Genomic DNA, 19,758 nt, shown 5'->3' on the forward strand with positions numbered 1-19,758 from the left:
CACTCGCTGGGCACGCATGCAGCTGCTGGCACGCCCACGCAGGCCCGAAGCCCTGCCGCAGCGACTGGATCGCCATCGCATCTATGTACTGCCGACGCGCTTCGGCCTGTTCGTAGCCACCCTGCTGTCAGCGATGTTGCTGGGCGCACTGAACTACAACAACAACCCGGCCCTGCTGCTGGCGCTGCTGTTGGCCGCAGCGGCGATCGCCAGCGCCATCGCCGCGCACCTGCAGCTGTCCGGCCTGCAGATCGATGCAATCTCCGCCGAACCGGTACCGGCCGGGCAGCCGCTGCGCCTGCGCGTGGACCTTTCGCTGCGCGACCCGCGCGCGCGCCATGGGCTGCACCTGCAGCTGGCGGGAAGCGAGGCCTGGGTCGCGCTGCCGGCGCAGGGTCGCGGCGAAGTGGAGCTGGATGTCCCCAGCGAGCGCCGCGGCTGGCTGGAACTGCCCCGCATCCGCCTGTCCAGTACGCAACCGCTGGGGCTGGTGCGCGCGTGGTCGTGGGTGTGGCCGGAACAGCCGCTGCTGGTTTACCCGCTGGCCGAGGCCCAGGCACCGCCCCTCCCGGAAAGTGGCAGCGATCCCCTGCACACCCGCGCCCACGCCACGGGCGAAGAGCTGCATCAGCTGCGCCCCTATCGTGCCGGCGACGCCCCGCGCAGCATTGCCTGGAAGCACTCGGCACGCCGTGACAGCCTGCTGGTGCGCGAGTACGAGAAGCCGATCGGCATCGAAGTGGTACTGGACTGGCGCACGCTGGCGCCGCTGGCGCATGAGGCGCGCATCGCGCGGCTGGCACGCTGGGTCGACATGGCCGAGCGCGAGGGCCGGCGCTACACACTGCTGCTTCCGGCGCATCCGCCATTGGGTCCCGGCCAAGGCGCCAGCCACCACCACCTGTGCCTGCGCGCGCTGGCGTTGATGCCCCATGACTGAGCCCGCCGTCCTGCTTGATCGCAACGCCCGCAGCTGGACCCTGGCCAGCGCTGCGCTCGCGCTGTTGCCGCTGCTGCTGCAGCTGCCACCGGTGCTCGCCCTGGTGATCGCGATCGCCGCCGTACTGACCGCGGCACTCGCGTGGCGGCGGGTGCTGCCGATGCCGGTGCGCCTGCTGCTGGTACTGGCCATGCTGGCAACGATCGTCTGGCAGATGGGCATGGTGCGGCCGGGGCGTGACACCGGCTGTGCGCTGCTGGCGGCGATGCTGGCGATCAAATCCAGCGAACTGCGCAACCTGCGCGATGCACGCAGCCTGCTGGGGTTCGCACTGTTCTCGCCGTTCGCGGCCTTCCTGCTCGACCAGGGGCCGCTGACCACGGGGCTGGCGGCGCTGGCCGCCGTTGTCGCGCTGTTGGCCCTGCAGCGCCTGGCCCAGGACGAAGGCCGCAGCCCACGCCAGCCACTGCGTGGACAACTGCGTGGTGTCGGCCGCTTGCTGGGCATCGGCCTGCCGCTGGCACTGGCCTGCTTCTGGCTGTTCCCGCGCTTGTCCACGCCGTTGTGGGGCGTGCCCGAGCGGGCGGTGGGTACGCCGGGCCTGGCCGACAGCATGGCACCGGACCAGTGGCTGGACCTGATGGCCGACGACACCCCGGCGCTGCGCGTGCAGTTCTTCGGCGCGGTACCCGAGCCCGCGCAGCGCTATTGGCGCGGCCCGGTGCTGACCTCCTTCGATGGCCACCGCTGGAGCCGCGATCCCGCCGCGGCCCGGCGGTCCGCTCCCGTGGTCCAGGCGGCGGCACCGGGATGGGACTACCAGATCGACTACGAGCCTACCGACCGTCGCCTGCTGGTGGCACTGGACCTGCCCAGCCGCGCACCGGAGGGCAGCAGCTTCGATGCCGACATGAGCCTGCGCAGCGACCGCACGCTGTCCGCGCTCAGCCGCTGGCGGCTGCATTCGGCGCCACCGCAACGGTTCGACACCGATCTTTCGCCCTATCTGCGCCGCGCCGCGTTGCAGCTTCCGCCGGGCTTCAATCCACGTACCGCCCAGCTCGCACGGCAATGGCGGCAGGAGGTCGGCAACGATGACGAGGCTATCGTCCGTCGCGCGCTGCAGTGGATCACCCGCGATTTCTCCTACACGCTCGATGCCCCGGTGGCCGGGCGCGATCCGGTCGACGATTTCCTGTTCAACTACAAGGCCGGCTTCTGCCAGCACTTCAGCTCGGCCTTCGTGGTGCTGATGCGCAACGCCGGCATTCCGGCCCGGGTGGTGACCGGCTTCGCCGGCGGCACCCGCAACCGCATCGGCGACTACTGGGTGGTGAGGCGCATGGATGCCCACGCCTGGGCCGAAGTCTGGCTGCCACAACGCGGCTGGGTCCGGGTCGACCCGACCGCGGCCGTGGCGCCGGAGCGCATCCTGGACACGCTGGACGACCGCCTGCAGGCCGGCACCGATACCCCGCTGCAGCAGCGCTGGCTGCAGCTGGGGCAGATGGGCGACTGGCTGCGCCGCGGCTGGAACGACCTGGTGCTGTCCTTTGACGCGCGCCGCCAGCAGCAGCTGCTCAAGCCATTCGGGCTGGATGACCTCGGGCCGGCGCAGCTGGTGGCTGGCCTGGTGGTGGCCGCGCTGCTGGCGCTGGCGTGGATGGCCTGGCTGCTGGCCCGCGGCGAGCGCGAACGCGACCCGCTGCTGCGCGCCTGGCACCGGCTGGGTCGGCGGTATGCGCGCCTCGGGCTGGCTCGCGAGCCCTGCGAGACCGCGCGGGACTGGGCACGGCGGGTGCACGCCCAGCGCCCCGATCCGGCCCTGCTCGCGCTCAGCCAGCGTTTCGCCGACGCGCGCTACGCTGGAACTTGCACCGACCTCGCTTCATTATTGCGGGACCTGCGCAGGCATCGCCCGACTTCCGGAGCCTCCCCATGAACACCAAGTTCCTCCTCACCGCTGTGGCCACGCTGGCCCTGTCGGCCTGCGCCACGGCCCCCAAGCCGCTGCAGGGACAGTTCAGCCTGGTTTCCCCGCGCGACTCGGTCGCCACCCAGCAGGTCGGCACGCCGGTCCGATGGGGCGGCCGCATCATCGAAACCAAGCCCGGCCAGGGCGAGACCTGCTTCCAGATGATCTCGCGCCCGCTCAACGCCAGTGGCCGCCCGAACACCACCTCGTCCGATGCCAGCGATGGCCGCTTCATTGCCTGCCGCGCCGGTTTCTACGACCCGGCCGTGTTTGAAGCCGGCCGCGACGTGACCTTCATCGGCAAGATCGACGGCTACCAGAACACCCGCATCGGCGAGTACGACTATCGCCTGCCCAAGCTGTCGGCCGATGTGATCTACCTGTGGCCGGAACAGCGCCAGGTCGATGTGGTGCCCTACCCTTACGGCCCGTGGGGCCCGGGCCCGTATGGCCCGTACTGGGGTGGTTACGGCCGCTGGGGCTGGTGGTGATCTGATCGCCAACCGCCACGCGTGATCGGAAAAGGCCGCCTTCGGGCGGCCTTTTTTCATCCGTGCATGGCGTGGCTCTACTGCGGGGCAAGGGTGGAGGCCGGGCGCATCAGCGCCCCGGCGCGCCGAAATGGCCCAGCGGGGCACCCGCCAACAGGTGCATGTGGATGTGGAACACGGTCTGCCCGGCATGCTCGCGGCAGTTCATCACGATGCGGTAGCCGTCCTGCGCGAACCCTTCGCGGCGCGCATATTCGGCGGCAGCCAGGGCAAGCTTGCCGATCAGGTGCGCCTGCGATGGCTGCAGGTCGTCCAGGGTCGGGATGATCTCGTTCTTCGGAATGAACAGGACGTGCACCGGCGCCTGCGGTGCGATGTCCTTGAAACCGAGCACCTCGTCATCCTCATAGACGATGGTGGCCGGGATCTCGCGACGGATGATCTTGCTGAAGAGGGTTTCGTTGCTCATGGTCGGCCTCGGCGGGAGTGTCTTCCGCATTGTAGGCCGGTCGCGCCGGTCGCTGCCCGGCGCCTGCTCAATCGCGGAATTCGCTGCGCGTTCCGAACGCGTGCGACAGCGTGCCGCGGTCAACGTATTCAAGCTCGCCGCCCAGCGGCAGGCCCTGCGCCAGCCGGCTGGGCTGCACCTTGCGCGCGCGCGCCAGCTGCGCAAGGTAGTGCGCGGTGGCTTCGCCTTCGACGGTGGCACTGGTGGCGATGATCAGCTCCTGCACCTCACCTTCGGCCAGCCGTTGTTCCAGTTGCTCCAGGCCCAGCTCGCGCGGGCCGACGCCATCGAGCGGCGACAGCCGGCCCTGCAGCACGAAGTAGACACCGCGGAAGCCGGTGGCATTTTCGATGGCCAGGCGGTCGGCCGGCGATTCGACCACGCACAGCTGGCTGCGCTCGCGGCTGCTGTTGGCGCAGGTCGGGCACAGCTCGGTTTCGCTGAAGTCGCGGCACTGCGCGCAGTGGCCGATGCGCTCCACCGCCAGGGCCAGCGTCTCGGCCAGGCGCTGGCCACCTTCGCGCTCGCGTTCGAGCAGGTGGTACGCCATGCGCTGTGCGGTCTTCTGGCCTACGCCAGGCAGCACCCGCAGCGCGTCGATCAATTGTTCAAGCAGGGGTGCGGACACGGCGGCGTGCTTTCATGGCGTCGAGCAAGCTCGACGGCTACAGATTCCGTGGCACCCGCTTGCACGGGTGCCACGCTGGCAATCAGAACGGCAGCTTCATGCCCGGCGGCAGCTGCATGCCGGCGGTGGCCGAACCCATCTTCGACTTCGACTCGGCGTCGATCTTGTTCGAGGCATCGTTGAAGGCGGCGGCGATCAGGTCTTCCAGCATCTCCGGGTCGCTGGTCAGCGACGGGTCGATGCGCACCTTGCGGCATTCCTTGGCACCGGTCAGGGTCACGCTGACCATGCCGCCGCCGGCGCTGCCGGTCACTTCGATCCGGGCGATTTCTTCCTGGGCCTTCTGCAGGTTTTCCTGCATCTTCTGGGCCTGCTGCATCAGTTGGGCGATGTTTCCGCGCATGGTGTCTTACTCGTCAAAAGAACGGATGGAATCGGAAACAACCCGCGCGCTGTGCTGTTGGATCAGCACCTGCACTTCCGGGTCGTCCATGAAAACGGCCTCTGCCACCTGCTGCCGCTCGCCACGCTGGCGGTCGGCCCGCTGATGCAGGGTCTCGGCCGGAACGTGTTCGGTTTCCACGGTCTCGACCACGATCTTCGGCGCCTGGCCGAGGGCCTTCTGCAGCATCTCGCCGAGGGCAGCCAGCGCGCGCTCCGAGCGCAGGTATTCAAATCCGGGCGAAAGGCCCAGTTTCAAGGTCCCGTGCTGGCAGCTGATGAACGCGGCGTTGGCAGCCAGCTGCCGCGAGGGGCCGCTGAGGCCACTGGTGGCCACCAGGTCCAGCCAGTCTTCGGCAGTGGCCAGCTCGCTGACACCGTCCGGCGGCGCTACATCACGCACCGGGGCGGGTTCGACCGGCGCAATGGCAATGCCTTCGGCGCGGAACGGACGCTCCGGCCGCGCAGGCTCGCCAGCGACTGCGGCGGGAGCCGGAGGCTCATGCCAGGGCGCGACCATGGCCGCGTCCGGGCCCGCCATCTCCGCGGCCAGCGCCTCATCGCGCGCCTCCGCGTCCTGGGTGGCCCACGGTGGCAGGTCGTCGCTTGCCGCCTCCGCCTTCACTGGCGGCGGCGACTCGGGTTCCTCCACCGGAACCGGCTCGGGCTCAGGCGTCGGATCCGGCTCCGGCTGCGGGGCCGGCTCCGGTTCGGGATCAGGTTCGCGCGGAACGGCCTGTACCGGAGCGGCCACCTGCGCCGCCACGGCCGGGCTGGCCGAAGCAGCGGCAGCGGCCGGCGTCGCTTCGTGGCTACCGGCACCGCCGCCGCCACCGGCAGCGTTGCCACCTGCCGTGCCGCCCGCCGCACCGTCGATCGCCTTCGGCACCGGCGGTACCGCTGCGGCCGGACGGAACGCCAGCATGCGCAGCACCGCCATCTCGAAGCCCGCGCGCGGGCTCGGTGCCAGCGGCAGGTCGCGACGGCCGTTCAGGGCCATCTGGTACCAGAGCTGCACCACTTCCGGGCGCAGGCGCTCGGCGAATGCCGCCACATCCAGGCCTTCCGCAACAGCGGCGCCCGGCACCAGCTGCTGCACCTGGATGCGGTGCAGCCCTTCGGCCAGCGCTTCCAGCACGCCACTCCAGTCCGGCGAGAACTCGGCCAGCGCCGCGACCACCTGCAGCAGCCGCGGGCCATCGCCGGCGGCCAGCGCATCCAGCATCGCCGCCACCTGGGTGCGGTCCACGGTGCCCAGCATGGTGCGCACCACGTCCTCGCGCAGCGCGCCGCCGGCATAGGCGATCGCCTGGTCCAGCAGCGACAGGCCATCGCGCAGGCTGCCGTCAGCAGCCTTGGCCAGCTGCACGATGGCACTGCCGTCGGCCTCGATCGCTTCGGCCGCCAGGATGCGGGTCATCTGGCCCTGGATCTGGTCTTCATCCAGGCGCTTGAGGTTGAACTGCAGGCAGCGGCTGAGCACGGTGACCGGCAGCTTCTGCGGATCGGTGGTGGCCAGCAGGAACTTGACGTGCTCCGGAGGCTCTTCCAGCGTCTTCAGCAGCGCGTTGAACGCCGCCTTGGACAGCATGTGCACTTCGTCGATCAGGTAGACCTTGTACTTGCCGCGCGAGGGCATGTACTGCGCGTTCTCGATCACCTCGCGCACGTCGTCCACGCCGGTGTTGGACGCGGCGTCGATTTCCAGCAGGTCGATGTAGCGGCCGGCGTCGATGTCCAGGCAGGCTGCACACTGGCCGCAGGGGTCGGCGCTGGTGCCCTGCTCGCAGTTCAGCGACTTGGCGAAGATGCGCGCGATGGTGGTCTTGCCCACGCCGCGGGTGCCGGTGAACAGGAACGCGTGGTGGACCCGGCCGCTGTCCAGCGCATTGCTGAGCGCACGGACCACGTGTTCCTGGCCCACCAGCTCGGCAAAACGCTTCGGACGCCACTTGCGGGCAAGGACGAGATAGGACATCAGGCCACCGTTTTCCATCGGATGTTCCATTGTGCCATGCCTGTCCAGCCCCCTCGCCAACATCGCCCCCGGAGGTGTTGCCTGGCCGGGGTGCTTGTGTCCGGCCGCGCCGCCCGCTAGAATCTGCGCCCCTGCTAAGGCGTTTGCCGATGGCAGGATCCGGAGAGGTGTCCGAGTGGTTGAAGGAGCACGCCTGGAAAGTGTGTAAGCGTCTAAACCGCGCTTCGGGGGTTCGAATCCCCCTCTCTCCGCCAGATAAATGAAGAAGCCGCCCCTTGGGCGGCTTTTTTATTGGGCTGGCGGGAAGCGCCGCAGGTACTACCGGACTGAACAGGCCCTGCCGCCGTGGCCGGTCCAACGGCCCGCCCGCCGACGCCGCGCGATCCGCCGCGAGTCATCTGCGCCGGAGCAGTCCGCGCACGCAGGCGCCGACGAACGCCAGCCCCAGCAGCACCCACACGACCGTCATTCCCCACAGCGCACCGAACGTATCCAGGACCGGCTCCAGCCGCGGTTGCGCCGGGTCGTACAGCACGCGTACCGGCTGCCCGGGCTCATAGCCGAAGATCATGCCGCCCTGCGGGTACGAGACGCGTTGGCCGGTCGCGGTGGTGAACGCGACCTGCGGATGCGATCCGCCGGCGTTCAGGTGCTCGACCTGGCCATCAACGGCCTGCGCGACCTGCAGGAACTCAAGGCGATGCGTCACCTCGAAGGCGGCCACGGCAAGGATCAACAGACCCACCGCGCCAAACAGCAGGCCGCGCATGATCGGGGCTGGCCGGAAAAAAGAAGGGTCGGGCATCGCTGGGCAGCTCCGTTGCAGGCGGGAACACGAATGGGGCCGGCGGATCCTGCCGCGCGGTCAGTCCCACGTGTCGACAGCATAGCCCAGAAGCCATCGCGCCCCACTGCACGCCATCGCGACCGGATGCGCCTCGCCATTGCCCGCCACCGACGCACTCGCCTGGTACAGGCGCCTGTGTTCCGCACGGTCATTCGAGTGGGGAGACGTCAGCTGTAAAAGCATCGGCATCGCTCCATGTACCCTGGAACGCTTCGCCCCCTCCCAACGCCTGGACGGTTGAAATGCAGCCGGGCAACTCCAAGGCATTTCCCATGAACCTCCGCCTCTACCGCCCCGCAGATGCCCGCGCCTGCCTGTCGATGTTCGACAGCAACGTGCCCACCTACTTCGCGCCCGAAGAGCGCAGCGACTTTGAACGCTTCCTGCGCGAACAGGCCGTGGACTGCGCATTTCAGGTCATCGAGCGCGACGGCAGCATCGTGGCCTGTGGCGGCCTGTCGCGACGCGGCGACAGCAGTGCCGGCTTCTGCTGGGGCATGGTGCAGCGCGCGCTGCACCGGCAGGGACTGGGCCGCGAACTGGCGCTGGCTCGCCTGCGCCAGGCCGAAGCGGATCCCTCGATCAAGCGCATCACGCTCAGCACCAGCCAGCACACCCAGGGCTTCTATGCTGGCCTGGGCTTCCAGGTGACGCGGATCGTGTCCAATGGCCACGGCGCCGGGATCGACGCCGTGGAGATGGAGCGGAGGGTCTAGCCCTCCGCCCGCCCTGGATCCACGCGAGCCTGGATCCAACGTCGCCGCGCTTTCCTCAGAAGCCCACGCGCAGGTTGATCTGCCCACCCACATCGCGGCGGCCGTCGCCATGCTGGCCCTGTACGAACATCGACAGCTGGCTGTTGCGGCCAAGGCCGACCGCCACGCCAAGCTGGCTGACCAGCGCATTGCGTGCCATCACCGCACTGTAGACATCGAAGGCATTGCCGCCCACCGCGAAGCGGTTGCGGCTGGCCACATCGGTGTCACCCGAGGCGTGCTGCCAGCCGAGGCCGACGGTCAGCTGCGCCGGGAAGCGCTCGCCGCTGCCCACGTCCCAACGGCCGCGCACGCCCACCGTGCTGACATTGAGCGTGTCCTTGCCGCCTTCCAGCACCAGTGCGGCGCTGCCGCCCTGCTCCACGGCACGATCACTGTCGACCCAGTGCCGGGTGAACTGCACGTAGGGTTGCAGTTGGGTCCTGCCATGGGTCCAGGTCCAGCTGCCCTCCACCTGCGCGATGGTCACGTCCGAATCCTGGCGGCTGTACAGGGTCTGGCTCAGCAGCGGCACCTCACGCGTGGTGCGCGTGCGGTAGTCACCGCGCGACACGCTGCCACCGACCGCGAAGCCGTTGTTCCATTGTCCCTGCGCGTACAGGCCGAACGTGTTGCCACGCAGGCGGGACCGCGCGCTGCGATCGTACAGGCGGGTATCCAGGCGCTCATTGCCAGCCGCCGCACCCAGCACCACGTGCTCGCCCAGCTGCCAGTCCACGCCCGCCATCACCGCATTGCGGTTGGAGCGGATGTCGGCACCGTTGCCGTCACCGTCCTGGCGGAACACCTTGCCGCTGCCGGCCAGCCAGGCCGAAGCGCGCTCGCCCCGCACGGTCGGCAATTCGCTGCCCAGGCGCTGGCGGATGCCCTCCTCCAGGTAGTTGTCATACAGCAGCACCGCGCGGCTGGCCGCATGCACTTCGCCTGACAGCTGGTCGAAGGCGCTGCGCGCAGTGGCCGCGTCGTAGAGCAGCACCGTGTTGTACAGGCCCAGCGCCGGGCCACTCTGCGGCAGGCTGTCCAGCGCTGCGGCAGTGTTGTACTGGTTGCGCGTCGTCGCTGCGGTGGTGAATGCCGCAGTCTGCGCCACGTCGATCTGCAGGTTGGCGGTGTTGGCCGTATAGACCGGCGTGATCGTCAGGAAGGCCGACGGCGAGGTTGCCGCAGCGAACTGCCCGCTCACGCCCCCCCCTGCATTGACCACCGTGTACTGCTGGCCCTGCTGGTAGCTGGTGCTCGGCGAAATGGTGTTCACCCGCACCGTACTGCCACCCACATTGGCACTGCCGCCCACCTTCACCGTGTCGCTGCCGGTGGCCCCCAGATCGATGCCCAGCGTACTGCCCGGCGACAGCGTCAGGTTGCCGCCGACGGTGATCGTTCCGGTGCCATTGCCGGCACCACCGCCATTGCCCGGGCCATTGCCCGGCGACAGCACGCCACCGCTGGATACGGTCACGCCACCGCCGGTACCGCCGATGGTGCCGGTGCCGGAGAGCGTGGTGCCACTGCCGATGGTCCACTGGCCGCCGATGTTGCCGGTGACGTTCAGGCCACCGCCGGTGACCTGGCCCGTGCCGCTGAAGCCAGCACTGTTGCCGCCCAGATTCAGGCTGCCCGGGCCGGCCTGCACGATGCTGCCGCCACCACTGATGCTGCCGCCGAGCGTGGTGGTGCCACCGGTGTTGATCACCAGGCCACCGTTGTTGGTGATGTTGCCGGTGATCGCACCGCTGGCGCCACCGTTGCCGACCTGCACGGTGCCGCCGGCATTGATGGTGGTACCGCCGGTGTAGGTGTTGTTGCCGGTCAGGACCACGGTGCCGGCACCTGCCTGGGTCAGGCCACCGCTGCCGCTGATCGTGCCGCCCACCGTGGTGTTGCCGCCGACGTTGAACACCAGGCTGCCGTTGTTGGCAACGTTGCCGGTGATCGCACCGCCCGCGCCACCGTTGCCGACCTGCAGCGTGCCGCCGGTGTTGATGGTGGTGCCACCGGTATAGGTGTTGTTGCCGGTCAGGACCACGGTGCCGGTGCCGGCCTGGGTCAGGCCGCCGCTGCCGCTGATGGCGCCGCCGACGGTAGTGTTGCCACCCACGTTGAACACCAGGCTGCCGTTGTTGACGACACTGCCGCCGATCGCACCGGTCGCACCACCATTGCCGACCTGCAGGGTGCCACCGGCATTGATGGTGGTCGGGCCGGTATAGGTGTTGTTGCCGGTCAGGGTCAGCGTGCCGCTGCCGGCCTGGGTCAGCCCGCCACTGCCGCTGATGGTGCCGCCCAGCGTGGTGTTGCCGGCCACGTTGGAGAGCAGCGTGCCGTTGTTGATGACATCACCGACGATCGAGCCCGTCGCACCGCCATTGCCAAGCTGCAGCGTACCGCCGGCGTTGATGGTGGTGCCGCCGGTGTAGGTGTTGGTCCCGGTCAGCAGCAGCGTGCCGCTGCCGGCCTGGGTCAGGCCGCCGCTGCCACTGAGGGTGCCGCCCAGCGCGGTGTTGCCGGCCACGTTGGAAATCAACGCGCCATTGTTGGTGATATCGCCGGCGATGGCGCCGGTCGCGCCGCCGTTGCCCACCTGCAGCGTGCCGCCGGCATTGATGGTGGTCCCGCCGGTGTAGGTGTTGTTGCCCACCAGGGTCAGCACACCGCTGCCGGCCTGGGTCAGGCCACCACTGCCGCTGATCGCGCCGCCGACCGTGGTGTTGCCGCCGACGTTGAACACCAGGCTGCCGTTGTTGGCAACGTTGCCGGTGATCGCGCCGGTCGCACCGCCATTGCCCACCTGCAGGGTGCCACCGGCATTGATGGTGGTGCCGCCGGTATAGGTGTTGTTGCCGGTCAGGGTCAGCGTGCCGCTGCCGGCCTGGGTCAGGCCACCACTGCCGCTGATGGTGCCACCGAGCGTGGTGTTGCCGGCCACGTTGGACACCAGCGCACCGTTGTTGGTGATATCGCCAACGATCGCACCGGTCGCACCACCGTTGCCGATCTGCAGCGTGCCGCCGGCATTGATGGCGGTCCCTCCGGTGTAGGTGTTGTTGCCGGTCAGCACCAGCGTGCCGCTGCCGGCCTGGGTCAGGCTGCCGCTGCCACTCACCACTGCGCCCACGGTGGCCGTCGTGCCCAGGTTGTAGACCAGGCTGCCGTTGTTGGTGATGTCGCCCAGCACCGAACCGCTGCTGCCGCCGTTGCCGATCTGCAGCGTGCTGCCACCGTTGATGGTGGTGCCTCCGGTATAGGTGTTGTCGCCACTCAGGGTCAGCGTGCCGGTACCGCCCTGCACCAGGCCGCCGGTACCACTGAGCACGCCGGCAAAGGTCGTGCTGGCATTGTTGCCGCCGGTGGTCAGGGTTGCACCGCCCAGCACCACGCTGGAACCGGTCACGCCGGCCAGGCCTCCGATGCTCTGGCTGCCACCGGCGCTGATATCCAGCGTGCCCGCACCGGCCAGGTTGACCGTGCTGGCGCCGGACAGGCTGCCGCCGGCCGCAACTGCCAGCGTGCCGCTGTTGATGGTGGTGGTGCCGGTATAGCTGCTGGCACCGCCCAGGGTGACTGTCGCCGCGCCATCCTTCAGCAGGCCACCAGCGCCGCTGATCGGGCCGTTCAAGGTCAGCGCGTTGCTGCCAGCCAGGGTCAGCGTGCCGCTGGCCAGCTGCACGGTGTTGGCCAGGGTCAACGCGCTGGTGCCATCCAGGCTGGCGTCACCGCCTACGGTCAGCGCGCCGGTGCCCAGCGATCCGTCGTTGCCCAGCAGCAGGCCACCGGCGTTGAGGGTCACGCCGCCGGTGAAGACGTTGACGCCCGTCAAGCCCTGGATGCCTGCGCCGTTCTTTACCAGACCACCGGCCCCTCCGATGGTGCCAGCGAACGTGGTATTGCCCACGCCATTGAGGGTCAGCGTGCTGCCGCCCAGCGCCACGGTCGAACCTGCCACGCCTGCCAGCGAACCGATCGCCTGCGCACCACCCGCGCTGATGTCGAAGGTGGTACCGGCGTTGGCCAGGGTGACCGCACCGGTCGCCGCCAGGCTGCCGCCGGCACCGATCGCCAGCGTGCCGGCGTTGATGGTGGTGCCACCGGTGAAGGTGTTGGTACCGGTCAACGTCTGCGTTCCCGAACCTTCCTTGATCAGGCCACCGGAGCCGGCCACCGAACCACTGAACGTACCGTTGGTGGCATCACCGATCGTCAGCGTGTTGGCACCCAGGTTCACCGTACCGTTGCCGACCAGGGTGCCGAACTGCTGCGTGCCGCTGCCCGCTGACAGATCGAAGGTCGCACCCGAGGCCAGGTTGACGATGCCGCTGGCGTGCAGGCTCGCGCCCGCGCCCAGTGCCAGCGTACCGGCGTTGATGTTGGTGCCACCGGTATAGGTATTGGTGCCGTTCAAGGTCAGCGTTGCGGCGCCCTCCTTGGTCAGGCTGCCGGTGCCGCTCAGGTTGCCGTTGAGGGTGAGGTTGTTGCTGCCGAGGACGGTCAACGCGTTGTTGAGGGTGAAGTTGTTGGCGAGGGTGACCGCGGTGTTCGAATCGAGCGTCGCAGCGCCTGCGACCGTCACCGCACCGGTGCCCAACGCAGCATTGTTGCCGACCACCAGGCCGCCGGCGTTGAGCGTTACGCCGCCGCTGAAGGTGCTGACGCCGTTGAGCGTCTGCACGCCTGCGCCGTTCTTGACCAGGCCGCCGTTGCCACTGATCGCACCGCTGAAGGTGCTGTCCACGGTGCCGCCCAGGGTCAACGTGCTGCCGCCCAGCGCCACCGTACTGCCGGCGACGCCGGCCAGCGAGCCGATGGCCTGGTTGCCCGCCGAAATGTCGAACGTGCCGGCACCGGCCAGGTTCACCGCGCCGGTCGCGGCGAGGCTGCCACCGGCGCCGATCGCCAGCGTGCCGCTGTTGATGGTGGTGCCACCGGTGTAGGTGTTGGCGCCGGTCAGGGTCACGGTGGCCGCACCGTCCTTGATCAGTCCGCCCGTGCCGGAGATCACGCCGCCCAGGGTCAGCGCCTGGCTGCCGAGCAGACCGAGGTTGGCGCCGCCGGCAAGCCCGATGTTGTTGGCCAGGCTGACGCCGGTCGATGCATCCAGCGTCGCGTTGCTTCCCACCGTCAGCGCACCGCTGCCGAGCGCAGCGTTGTTGCCAACCACCAATGCGCCGCCATTGAGCGCGACGCCACCGCTGAACAGGTTGGCGCCGCCCAGCGTGAGGCTGCCGGCGCCGTTCTTGACCAGGCCGCCGGTGCCGGAGATCGCGCCATCGAAGATGCTGTTGCCAACGCCGCCCAGGGTCAGCGTCTGCGCCCCCAGGCTCACCGTCGAACCCGCCACGCCGTTCAACGCCCCGATGGTCTGGTTGGCGCCGGCAGCGGAGATATCGAAGCCTGTGCCTGCCGCAGTGAGCGTCACCGCACCGGTCGCGGCCAGACTGCCGCCGGGGCCGATCGCCAGGGTACCGGCGTTGATGAAGGTGCCGCCGGTGTAGGTGTTGGCACCGGTCAGCGTCTCGATGCCGGCACCGACCTTGGTCAGGCCACCGGTGCCTGCGATCGAGCCACTGAAGGTGCCATCGGTGGCACCGCCGACCTCGATCGAGTTGGCGCCGAGATTCACTGTGCCGTTGCCGACCAGCGTGCCGAACTGCTGCGTGCCGCTGCCGGCCGACAGGTCCAGCGTGGCGCCGGTGGCAAGATTGACGGTACCGCTCGCGGCCAGGCTGGCACCGGCGCCCAGCGCCAGCGTGCCCGCATTGATGGTGGTACCGCCGGTATAGGTGTTGGCGCCGTTCAAGGTCAGCGTCGCGCTGCCATTCTTGGTCAGGCTGCCGGCCCCGGAAAGGACGCCGTTGAGTGTGAGTGCCTGGGTCCCGAGCACGGTCAGCCCGGCATTGAGCGCAATGTTGTTGGCCAGCGTTGCCAGGCCGGTGGTATCCAGCGTGGCAGCACCACCGACGGTCAATGCGCCCGTGCCCAGCGCTGCGTCATTGCCGAGCACCAGTCCGCCTGCATTGAGCGTCACGCCACCACCGAAGGTATTGGCGCCGGACAAGGTCTGTACGCCCGCGCCCACCTTGACCAGGCCACCACCGCCGCTGATCACGCCATCGAACGCGGCGTTGCCGGCCGTACCGAAGGTGAGCGAATTGCCGCCCAGCGTCAGCGTGCTTCCCCCCGCTCCGTTGAGCGCACCGATGGTCTGGTTGCTGCCGGCGCCGGAGATATCGAAGCCAGCGCCGGCGCCCAGCGTGACATCGCCCGCCGCGGCAAGGCTGCCTCCGGTTCCCAGTGCCAGCGTGCCAGCATTGATGGTGGTGCCGCCGGTGTAGGTGTTGGCACCGGACAGGGTCAGCGTGGTGGCGCCATTCTTGACCAGGCTGCCGTTGCCGCCGATCACGCCCGAGAGCGTCAGCGCGTTGCTGCCAGGTACGGTCAGCGCGACACCCGAGCCCAGCGTGACCGCATTGCCGAGGGTGACTGCAGCGCCTGCATCCAGCGTGGTGCTGGTAGTCACCGCCAGCGTGCCGGTACCCAGCGCACCATCCGCACCGACCACCAGGCCACCACCGTTCAAGGTCAGGCCGCCACCGAAGGTGTTGGTGTTGTTGAGGGTCAGCAGGCCCGTACCGTTCTTGACCAGGCTGCCATTGCCGGCCACCACGCCACCAAGCGTGACATCGTTGCTGCCGCCCAGCGTCAGCTGCGTGCCCGCACCGAAGTTCACTGCATTGGCCAGGGTCAACGCCACCGTGCTGTCCAGCGTGGTGGTGCCACCGATGCCCAACGCACCGGTGCCGAGCGCGCCGGCATTGCCGAGGATCAGGCCACCCGCGTTGAGTGCAACTCCGCCACTGAAGGTGTTGGCACCGGACAGCGTCTGCACGCCGGTACCCGTCTTGACCAGGCCGCCAGTGCCACCGATCACACCGGCAAAGCTGCCGTTGCCGGCGCCGCCAAAGGTCAGCGACTGCGCGCCCAGCGCCAGCTGGCTGCCGGCGACGCCGTTGAGTGCGCCGATGGTCTGCGCGGCACCGGCTGCCGAGATGTCCAGCGTCGCACCGGCGCCGGCAAGATCCACCGCACCGGCTGCGGCAAGGCTGCCACCGGCCCCCAGCGCCAGCGTGCCGGCGTTGACGGTGGTGCCACCCCCGAACGTGTTGGCGCCAGACAGCGTGAGGCGCGCCGCGCCATCCTTGATCAGCCCGCCGGCGCCGAACACCGGACCGGTCAGCGTCAGGTCATTGCTGCCCAGCACGGTGAGGTTGGCGCCCGCAGCGAGGCCGAGGGTGTTGCCCACCGAAAGCGCCGCAGTGGCATCCAGCGAAGCGTTGCCGCCCACGTCCAGCTGGCCGGTACCCAGCGCCTGTGCGTTGCCAAGCTGCAGTACGCCCGCGTTGAGCCCGACGCCCCCGCTGAACGTATTGGCGCCGTTCAATGCCAGTGTCGCCGCACCGTTCTTGACCAGCCCGCCGGTGCCGCTGATGACGCCCTCCAGCGACACGTTCTGGCTGCCCAGCAGATCCAGCACCGCACCGGCGCCGAGGTTGACGCTGTTGGCCAGGTCCAGCGCCACCGAACTGTCCAGCGTGGTATTGGCCCCCACCGACAATGCACCGGTGCCCAGCGCGCCGGCATTGCCCAGCAGCAGGCCGCCGCCGTTGACGGTCAGCCCGCCACCGAAGCTGTTGGCGCCATTGAGGGTCAAGGTGGTGGCACCGTTCTTCACCAGCCTGCCCGCACCGGACACCACCCCACCCAGCGTGATCGCCTGCGAACCCGGCAGCGACAACGCGGCGCCTGCACCCAGTGCCACGTTGTTGCCCAGGTTCAGCGGCGCACTGCCGTCGAGCGAGACGTTGCCACCGATGCCCAGCGTCCCGCTGCCGAGTGCGCCGCTGTTGCCCAGCAGCAGGGCGCCAGCGTTCGCGCTCAGTCCACCACTGAAGGTGTTGGTACCGTTCAAGGTCAGCGTCGCCGCGCCGTTCTTGACCAGGCTGCCGGTGCCCGTAATGTTGCCGGCCAGGGCGAGGTTCTGGCTGCCCGGCAGGGTCAGGGCCGCGCCGAGGTTGATCGCATTGCCCAGGTTCAGCGCTGTCGTGGCGTCCAGCGAGCCGTTGCCACTGACCGTCAGCGCGCCGCTTCCCAGCGCACCGGCATTGCCCAGCACCAGGCCACCGGCCGCAAGGTCCAGGCCACCACTGAAGGTATTGGCGCCGGTCAGCGTCTGCACGCCGGTGCCCTGCTTGATCAGGCCACCGGTGCCGCCGATCACGCCGGCGAACGTCTGGTTGGTGGCATCACCGAAGGTGAGCGTGCTGCTGCCCAGCGTCACCGTGCTGCCGGCAATACCGGACAGCGCGCCGATGGTCTGGTTGCCGCCGAGCGAGATGTCCAGGTCCGCGCCAACGCCGGTCAGGCTGACCGCACCGCCGGCGGCCAGGCTTCCGCCGCTGCCCACCGCAACCTTGCCGGCATTGATCGCCAGGCCGCCGGTGAAGGTATTCGCGCCACCCAGCGTAAGCGTGGCGGCACCGTTCTTGACCAGGCTGCCGGTGCCACCGATGGCGCCGCCCAGCGTCAATGCATTGCTGCCCAGTACATTCAGCAGGCCACTTGCGCCGAGGTTGATGCCATTGCCCACGCTCAGCGCCGCGCTGGCATCGAGCGTTGTCGCACCGCCGACATTCAGCGCGCCGGTTCCGAGCGCGCCGGCATTACCCAGGACCAAGCCACCGGCATTGAGCGCCAGCCCACCACCAAAGGTATTTGCACCGTTGAGCGTCAGCGTGGTCGCACCGCTCTTGACCAGGCCACCGGCGCCACCGATCACGCCGTTGAACGTGAGCGCCTGTCCGCCAAGCAGATTGAGGCTGGCACCCGAACCAAGGTTGACCGCGTTGGCCAGTGCAAGCGGCCCCGTGGTTCCATCGAGCGTCACGTTGCCACCGACACTGAGCGCACCGCTGCCCAGCGCAGCAGCATTGCCCAGCAGCAGGCCACCGGCGTTGAGTGCCACGCCGCCACTGAGGTTGTTCACGCCCGACAAGGTCTGCACGCCGGTGCCCAGCTTGACCAGGCCCCCCGTGCCTGCGGCGAACGTGCCGCTGTAGCTGGTATCGCCCAGCCCCGCGAGGGTGAGCGTGCGGCTGCCCAGGTTGACCGAACCGCCGAGGCCCGCCAGCGAACCGATGGTATGGTTGGCGGCCGCCGACAGGTCCAGGGTGGTACCGACGCCGACCGTGATCGCACCGGTGGGCGACAGGCTGCCGCCCGCGCCCAGCGCCAACGCGCCTCCGGCCAGGTTGAAACTGCCGGTCAGCGCATTGGCGCCGTTCAAGGTGAGCGTGCCGGCGCCGTTCTTGGTCAGGTTGCCGGCACCGGAGATCGAACCGTTCAATGACAACGCATTGCTGCCCAGCAGGCTCAGCGAGCCCCCGCCATTGATCACCAGATTGTTGCCCAGGGTGAAGCCCGCCGTCGTATCCAGTGAGGCGCTGCCACCCACGGTCAGGCTGCCGCTGCCCAGTGCACCAGCATTGCCCAGTACCAGGCCGCCGGCATTGAGGTTGACGCCGCCGGAGAACAGGTTTGCGCCGCCAAGAGTAACGATGCCGGTGTTGTTGACCGTCAGCCCGCCAGTACCGGACAGCACGCCCCCCAGGCTGAACGCATTGGTCCCTGCCAGGGACAGATTGCCACCAAGGCTGAAAGCGTTGGCCAGGTTCAGACCGGCCGTGGAGGAGGCGATGGCACCGCCGTTGGCGGTGAACAGCCCGGTGCCGAAGGAACCGGCATTGTTGAAATTGACCAGGCCATCATTGAGCGTGGTCGTACCCGCACCCGCCCACGCACCCTGCAGGTTCCAGGTACCGCTGTTGACGGTGAGCTTCTGGAAGTTGAGGTACTGGTTCCAGCCCAGCGTGGTCACCGCGCCGCCGGTGCCGGACCCCGGGCCGCTGACGACGTTCTGCAGCACCAGCGTGTTGTTGGCCGCACCACTGCCGGTACCGGCGTCGACCGATCCCGCAGCCGCAACCTTTACCCCGGTGACACCGGTAATCACGCCGGCAAGAGCGGTGCCGCCGCCACTCACAACGCTGGAACCCGACACTGCGGTGAAGGTGTTGCCGCCGGTTGAATCACCCAGGTGAACGCTGCCACTGACCGCCCCCGCATTGAGGAACGTGTTACCGCCAGAAGCCCCCAGGCCGACGCGTCCGTCGATGGTGCCGGTGTTGGTCACAGCGGCGGCTGCACCACCATAGGTCACCACCGTGGTCGCGTCGGAAACGCTGCCTGCACCGATCAACGACGTGCTGATCAGGCCGGCGTTGTTGATGGTGGTGGTGCCGTTGACGTTCTGTGCCACCAGCGCCTGTCCACCGAAGCCCAGCAGCGTTGCGATGTTGACGACACCCTTGATCTGTCCGCTGGCGTTGTTGTTGACGACGATCGCGCTGTTGTTGGAAGAAGCATTGCCGATGACCAGGCCGGGCGAGGCGAGGATGATCGAGCTCGGATCGATCGTGCCATTGTTGTTGACCGTCACGTTGTCGCCGGTCAGCGTCGCTGCGTTGCCTCCCCCTACGACCGGCGGCGTACGCAGCAATGCACCTGCGGCGATGTTCAGCGTGAGGCCGTTGGTCGCGTTGGAGTAGTTGTTGATGTTGGTGGTGCTGTCGCAGTTCACGGTTGTGGTGCCCGTGCACGCTGCGAATGCCGATCCGCTGGCCAGTGTGGCGGCCAAAGCCGCCGCCAGCTGGTGCGCCCGCAATCGCGGCACCCGCCCTGCGCTGACCGCGCTTCCGCCGGGATTCTGGGCGACCTCCGAAGCAACCTGCATTACCCCAAGGGCACGATTGAAAACCAGACGGTAAATGCGGTTCATCGGTAAATCTCCATGAAAAGACCGGATGGCACAGCTGGCAGGTTTTTTGGAGACAATGCGGCCCACCCCGGCTCCCCGAACGGGAACAAGGCCTGAAGGCATTAACTCCTGAAAATCTTCACATCTTCACGCGATCGCACCCGGGGACAGGTGCGCCAGCGCGTCCGTCAAGGCGAAAACTCCCCGGTTTCGCCCGACGAATGGCGGCACTGTGCGACCGACGGTGCCAGCGGCATGTGAATCACGCGCGCTATTTTTATGACGTGCGTCAAATAATAGGGGCGGA

At 68.6% G+C, this 19,758-nt stretch carries 10 protein-coding genes and 1 tRNA gene; 5 read left to right on the forward strand and 6 right to left on the reverse strand.

Translation table 11 applies throughout. The features are described from left to right. Positions 1-16: 16 nt before the first annotated feature. The 3 genes from AC5P9C_RS16955 to AC5P9C_RS16965 are packed head-to-tail and all read left to right on the forward strand — an operon-like array spanning position 17 to position 3,406. Positions 17-940 (forward strand): DUF58 domain-containing protein, encoded by a 924-nt coding sequence (locus AC5P9C_RS16955; protein WP_049471050.1) that lies wholly within the window; start codon positions 17-19, stop codon positions 938-940. Then, complete coding sequence (locus AC5P9C_RS16960; RefSeq protein WP_329853453.1) at positions 933-2,882, forward strand: transglutaminase TgpA family protein; 1,950 nt, start codon at positions 933-935, stop codon at positions 2,880-2,882. The genes AC5P9C_RS16955 and AC5P9C_RS16960 overlap by 8 nt, the downstream gene beginning before the upstream one ends. Beyond that, entirely contained in the window at positions 2,879-3,406 is a 528-nt protein-coding gene (locus AC5P9C_RS16965) for a Slp family lipoprotein (protein ID WP_014036182.1), read from the forward strand. Before AC5P9C_RS16960 ends, AC5P9C_RS16965 begins: the two co-directional genes overlap by 4 nt. A 109-nt stretch (positions 3,407-3,515) precedes the next feature. On the opposite strand, the gene AC5P9C_RS16970 is transcribed toward AC5P9C_RS16965, so the two are convergent. From AC5P9C_RS16970 to dnaX, 4 genes are all read right to left on the reverse strand, one after another. Next, positions 3,516-3,875: a histidine triad nucleotide-binding protein gene (locus tag AC5P9C_RS16970; RefSeq protein ID WP_005408300.1), complete on the reverse strand. Its 360-nt coding sequence runs from the start codon at positions 3,873-3,875 to the stop codon at positions 3,516-3,518. Positions 3,876-3,942: 67 nt separating this feature from the next. Continuing rightward, entirely contained in the window at positions 3,943-4,542 is a 600-nt protein-coding gene (gene recR, locus AC5P9C_RS16975; protein WP_005415496.1) for a recombination mediator RecR, read from the reverse strand. Positions 4,543-4,624: 82 nt separating this feature from the next. Next, the gene (locus tag AC5P9C_RS16980; RefSeq protein ID WP_019659509.1) at positions 4,625-4,945 is read right to left on the reverse strand and encodes a YbaB/EbfC family nucleoid-associated protein; all 321 of its coding nucleotides are present in this window, start codon (positions 4,943-4,945) and stop codon (positions 4,625-4,627) included. 6 nt (positions 4,946-4,951) lie between these two features. Next, entirely contained in the window at positions 4,952-6,961 is a 2,010-nt protein-coding gene (gene dnaX, locus AC5P9C_RS16985; protein WP_329853451.1) for a DNA polymerase III subunit gamma/tau, read from the reverse strand. Positions 6,962-7,122: 161 nt separating this feature from the next. Between dnaX and AC5P9C_RS16990 the strand changes: the two genes are divergently transcribed. Continuing rightward, positions 7,123-7,215, forward strand: a tRNA-Ser gene (locus AC5P9C_RS16990). A gap of 140 nt (positions 7,216-7,355) precedes the next feature. Here the strand turns inward: AC5P9C_RS16990 and AC5P9C_RS16995 are convergent. After that, positions 7,356-7,730 carry a DUF3592 domain-containing protein gene (locus tag AC5P9C_RS16995; protein WP_329853428.1) on the reverse strand — a complete coding sequence of 125 codons (375 nt, stop codon included), beginning with the start codon at positions 7,728-7,730 and terminating at the stop codon, positions 7,356-7,358. A 350-nt stretch (positions 7,731-8,080) separates the two neighbouring features. On the opposite strand from AC5P9C_RS16995, the gene AC5P9C_RS17000 reads away from it, so the two are divergent. Beyond that, positions 8,081-8,524, forward strand: coding sequence for a GNAT family N-acetyltransferase (locus AC5P9C_RS17000; RefSeq protein ID WP_074726424.1), 444 nt, complete (start codon positions 8,081-8,083; stop codon positions 8,522-8,524). A gap of 55 nt (positions 8,525-8,579) precedes the next feature. On the opposite strand, the gene AC5P9C_RS17005 is transcribed toward AC5P9C_RS17000, so the two are convergent. Continuing rightward, positions 8,580-19,472, reverse strand: a complete 10,893-nt coding sequence (locus AC5P9C_RS17005) for an autotransporter-associated beta strand repeat-containing protein (protein WP_495205220.1) — start codon at positions 19,470-19,472, stop codon at positions 8,580-8,582. Positions 19,473-19,758 lie beyond the last annotated feature (286 nt).

This window comes from Stenotrophomonas sp. YJH_SMC_10 (assembly GCF_059371555.1).

What these genes read in the sequence shown, in the direction of transcription:
- AC5P9C_RS16955 (WP_049471050.1), top strand. Translation starts at nt 17, where the DNA reads ATGCAGCTGCTGGCACGCCCACGCAGGCCCGAAGCCCTGCCGCAGCGA.
- AC5P9C_RS16960 (WP_329853453.1), top strand. Translation starts at nt 933, where the DNA reads ATGACTGAGCCCGCCGTCCTGCTTGATCGCAACGCCCGCAGCTGGACC.
- AC5P9C_RS16965 (WP_014036182.1), top strand. Translation starts at nt 2,879, where the DNA reads ATGAACACCAAGTTCCTCCTCACCGCTGTGGCCACGCTGGCCCTGTCG.
- AC5P9C_RS16970 (WP_005408300.1), bottom strand. Translation starts at nt 3,875, where the DNA reads ATGAGCAACGAAACCCTCTTCAGCAAGATCATCCGTCGCGAGATCCCG.
- AC5P9C_RS16980 (WP_019659509.1), bottom strand. Translation starts at nt 4,945, where the DNA reads ATGCGCGGAAACATCGCCCAACTGATGCAGCAGGCCCAGAAGATGCAG.
- dnaX (WP_329853451.1), bottom strand. Translation starts at nt 6,961, where the DNA reads ATGTCCTATCTCGTCCTTGCCCGCAAGTGGCGTCCGAAGCGTTTTGCC.
- AC5P9C_RS16995 (WP_329853428.1), bottom strand. Translation starts at nt 7,730, where the DNA reads ATGCGCGGCCTGCTGTTTGGCGCGGTGGGTCTGTTGATCCTTGCCGTG.
- AC5P9C_RS17000 (WP_074726424.1), top strand. Translation starts at nt 8,081, where the DNA reads ATGAACCTCCGCCTCTACCGCCCCGCAGATGCCCGCGCCTGCCTGTCG.
- AC5P9C_RS17005 (WP_495205220.1), bottom strand. Translation starts at nt 19,472, where the DNA reads ATGAACCGCATTTACCGTCTGGTTTTCAATCGTGCCCTTGGGGTAATG.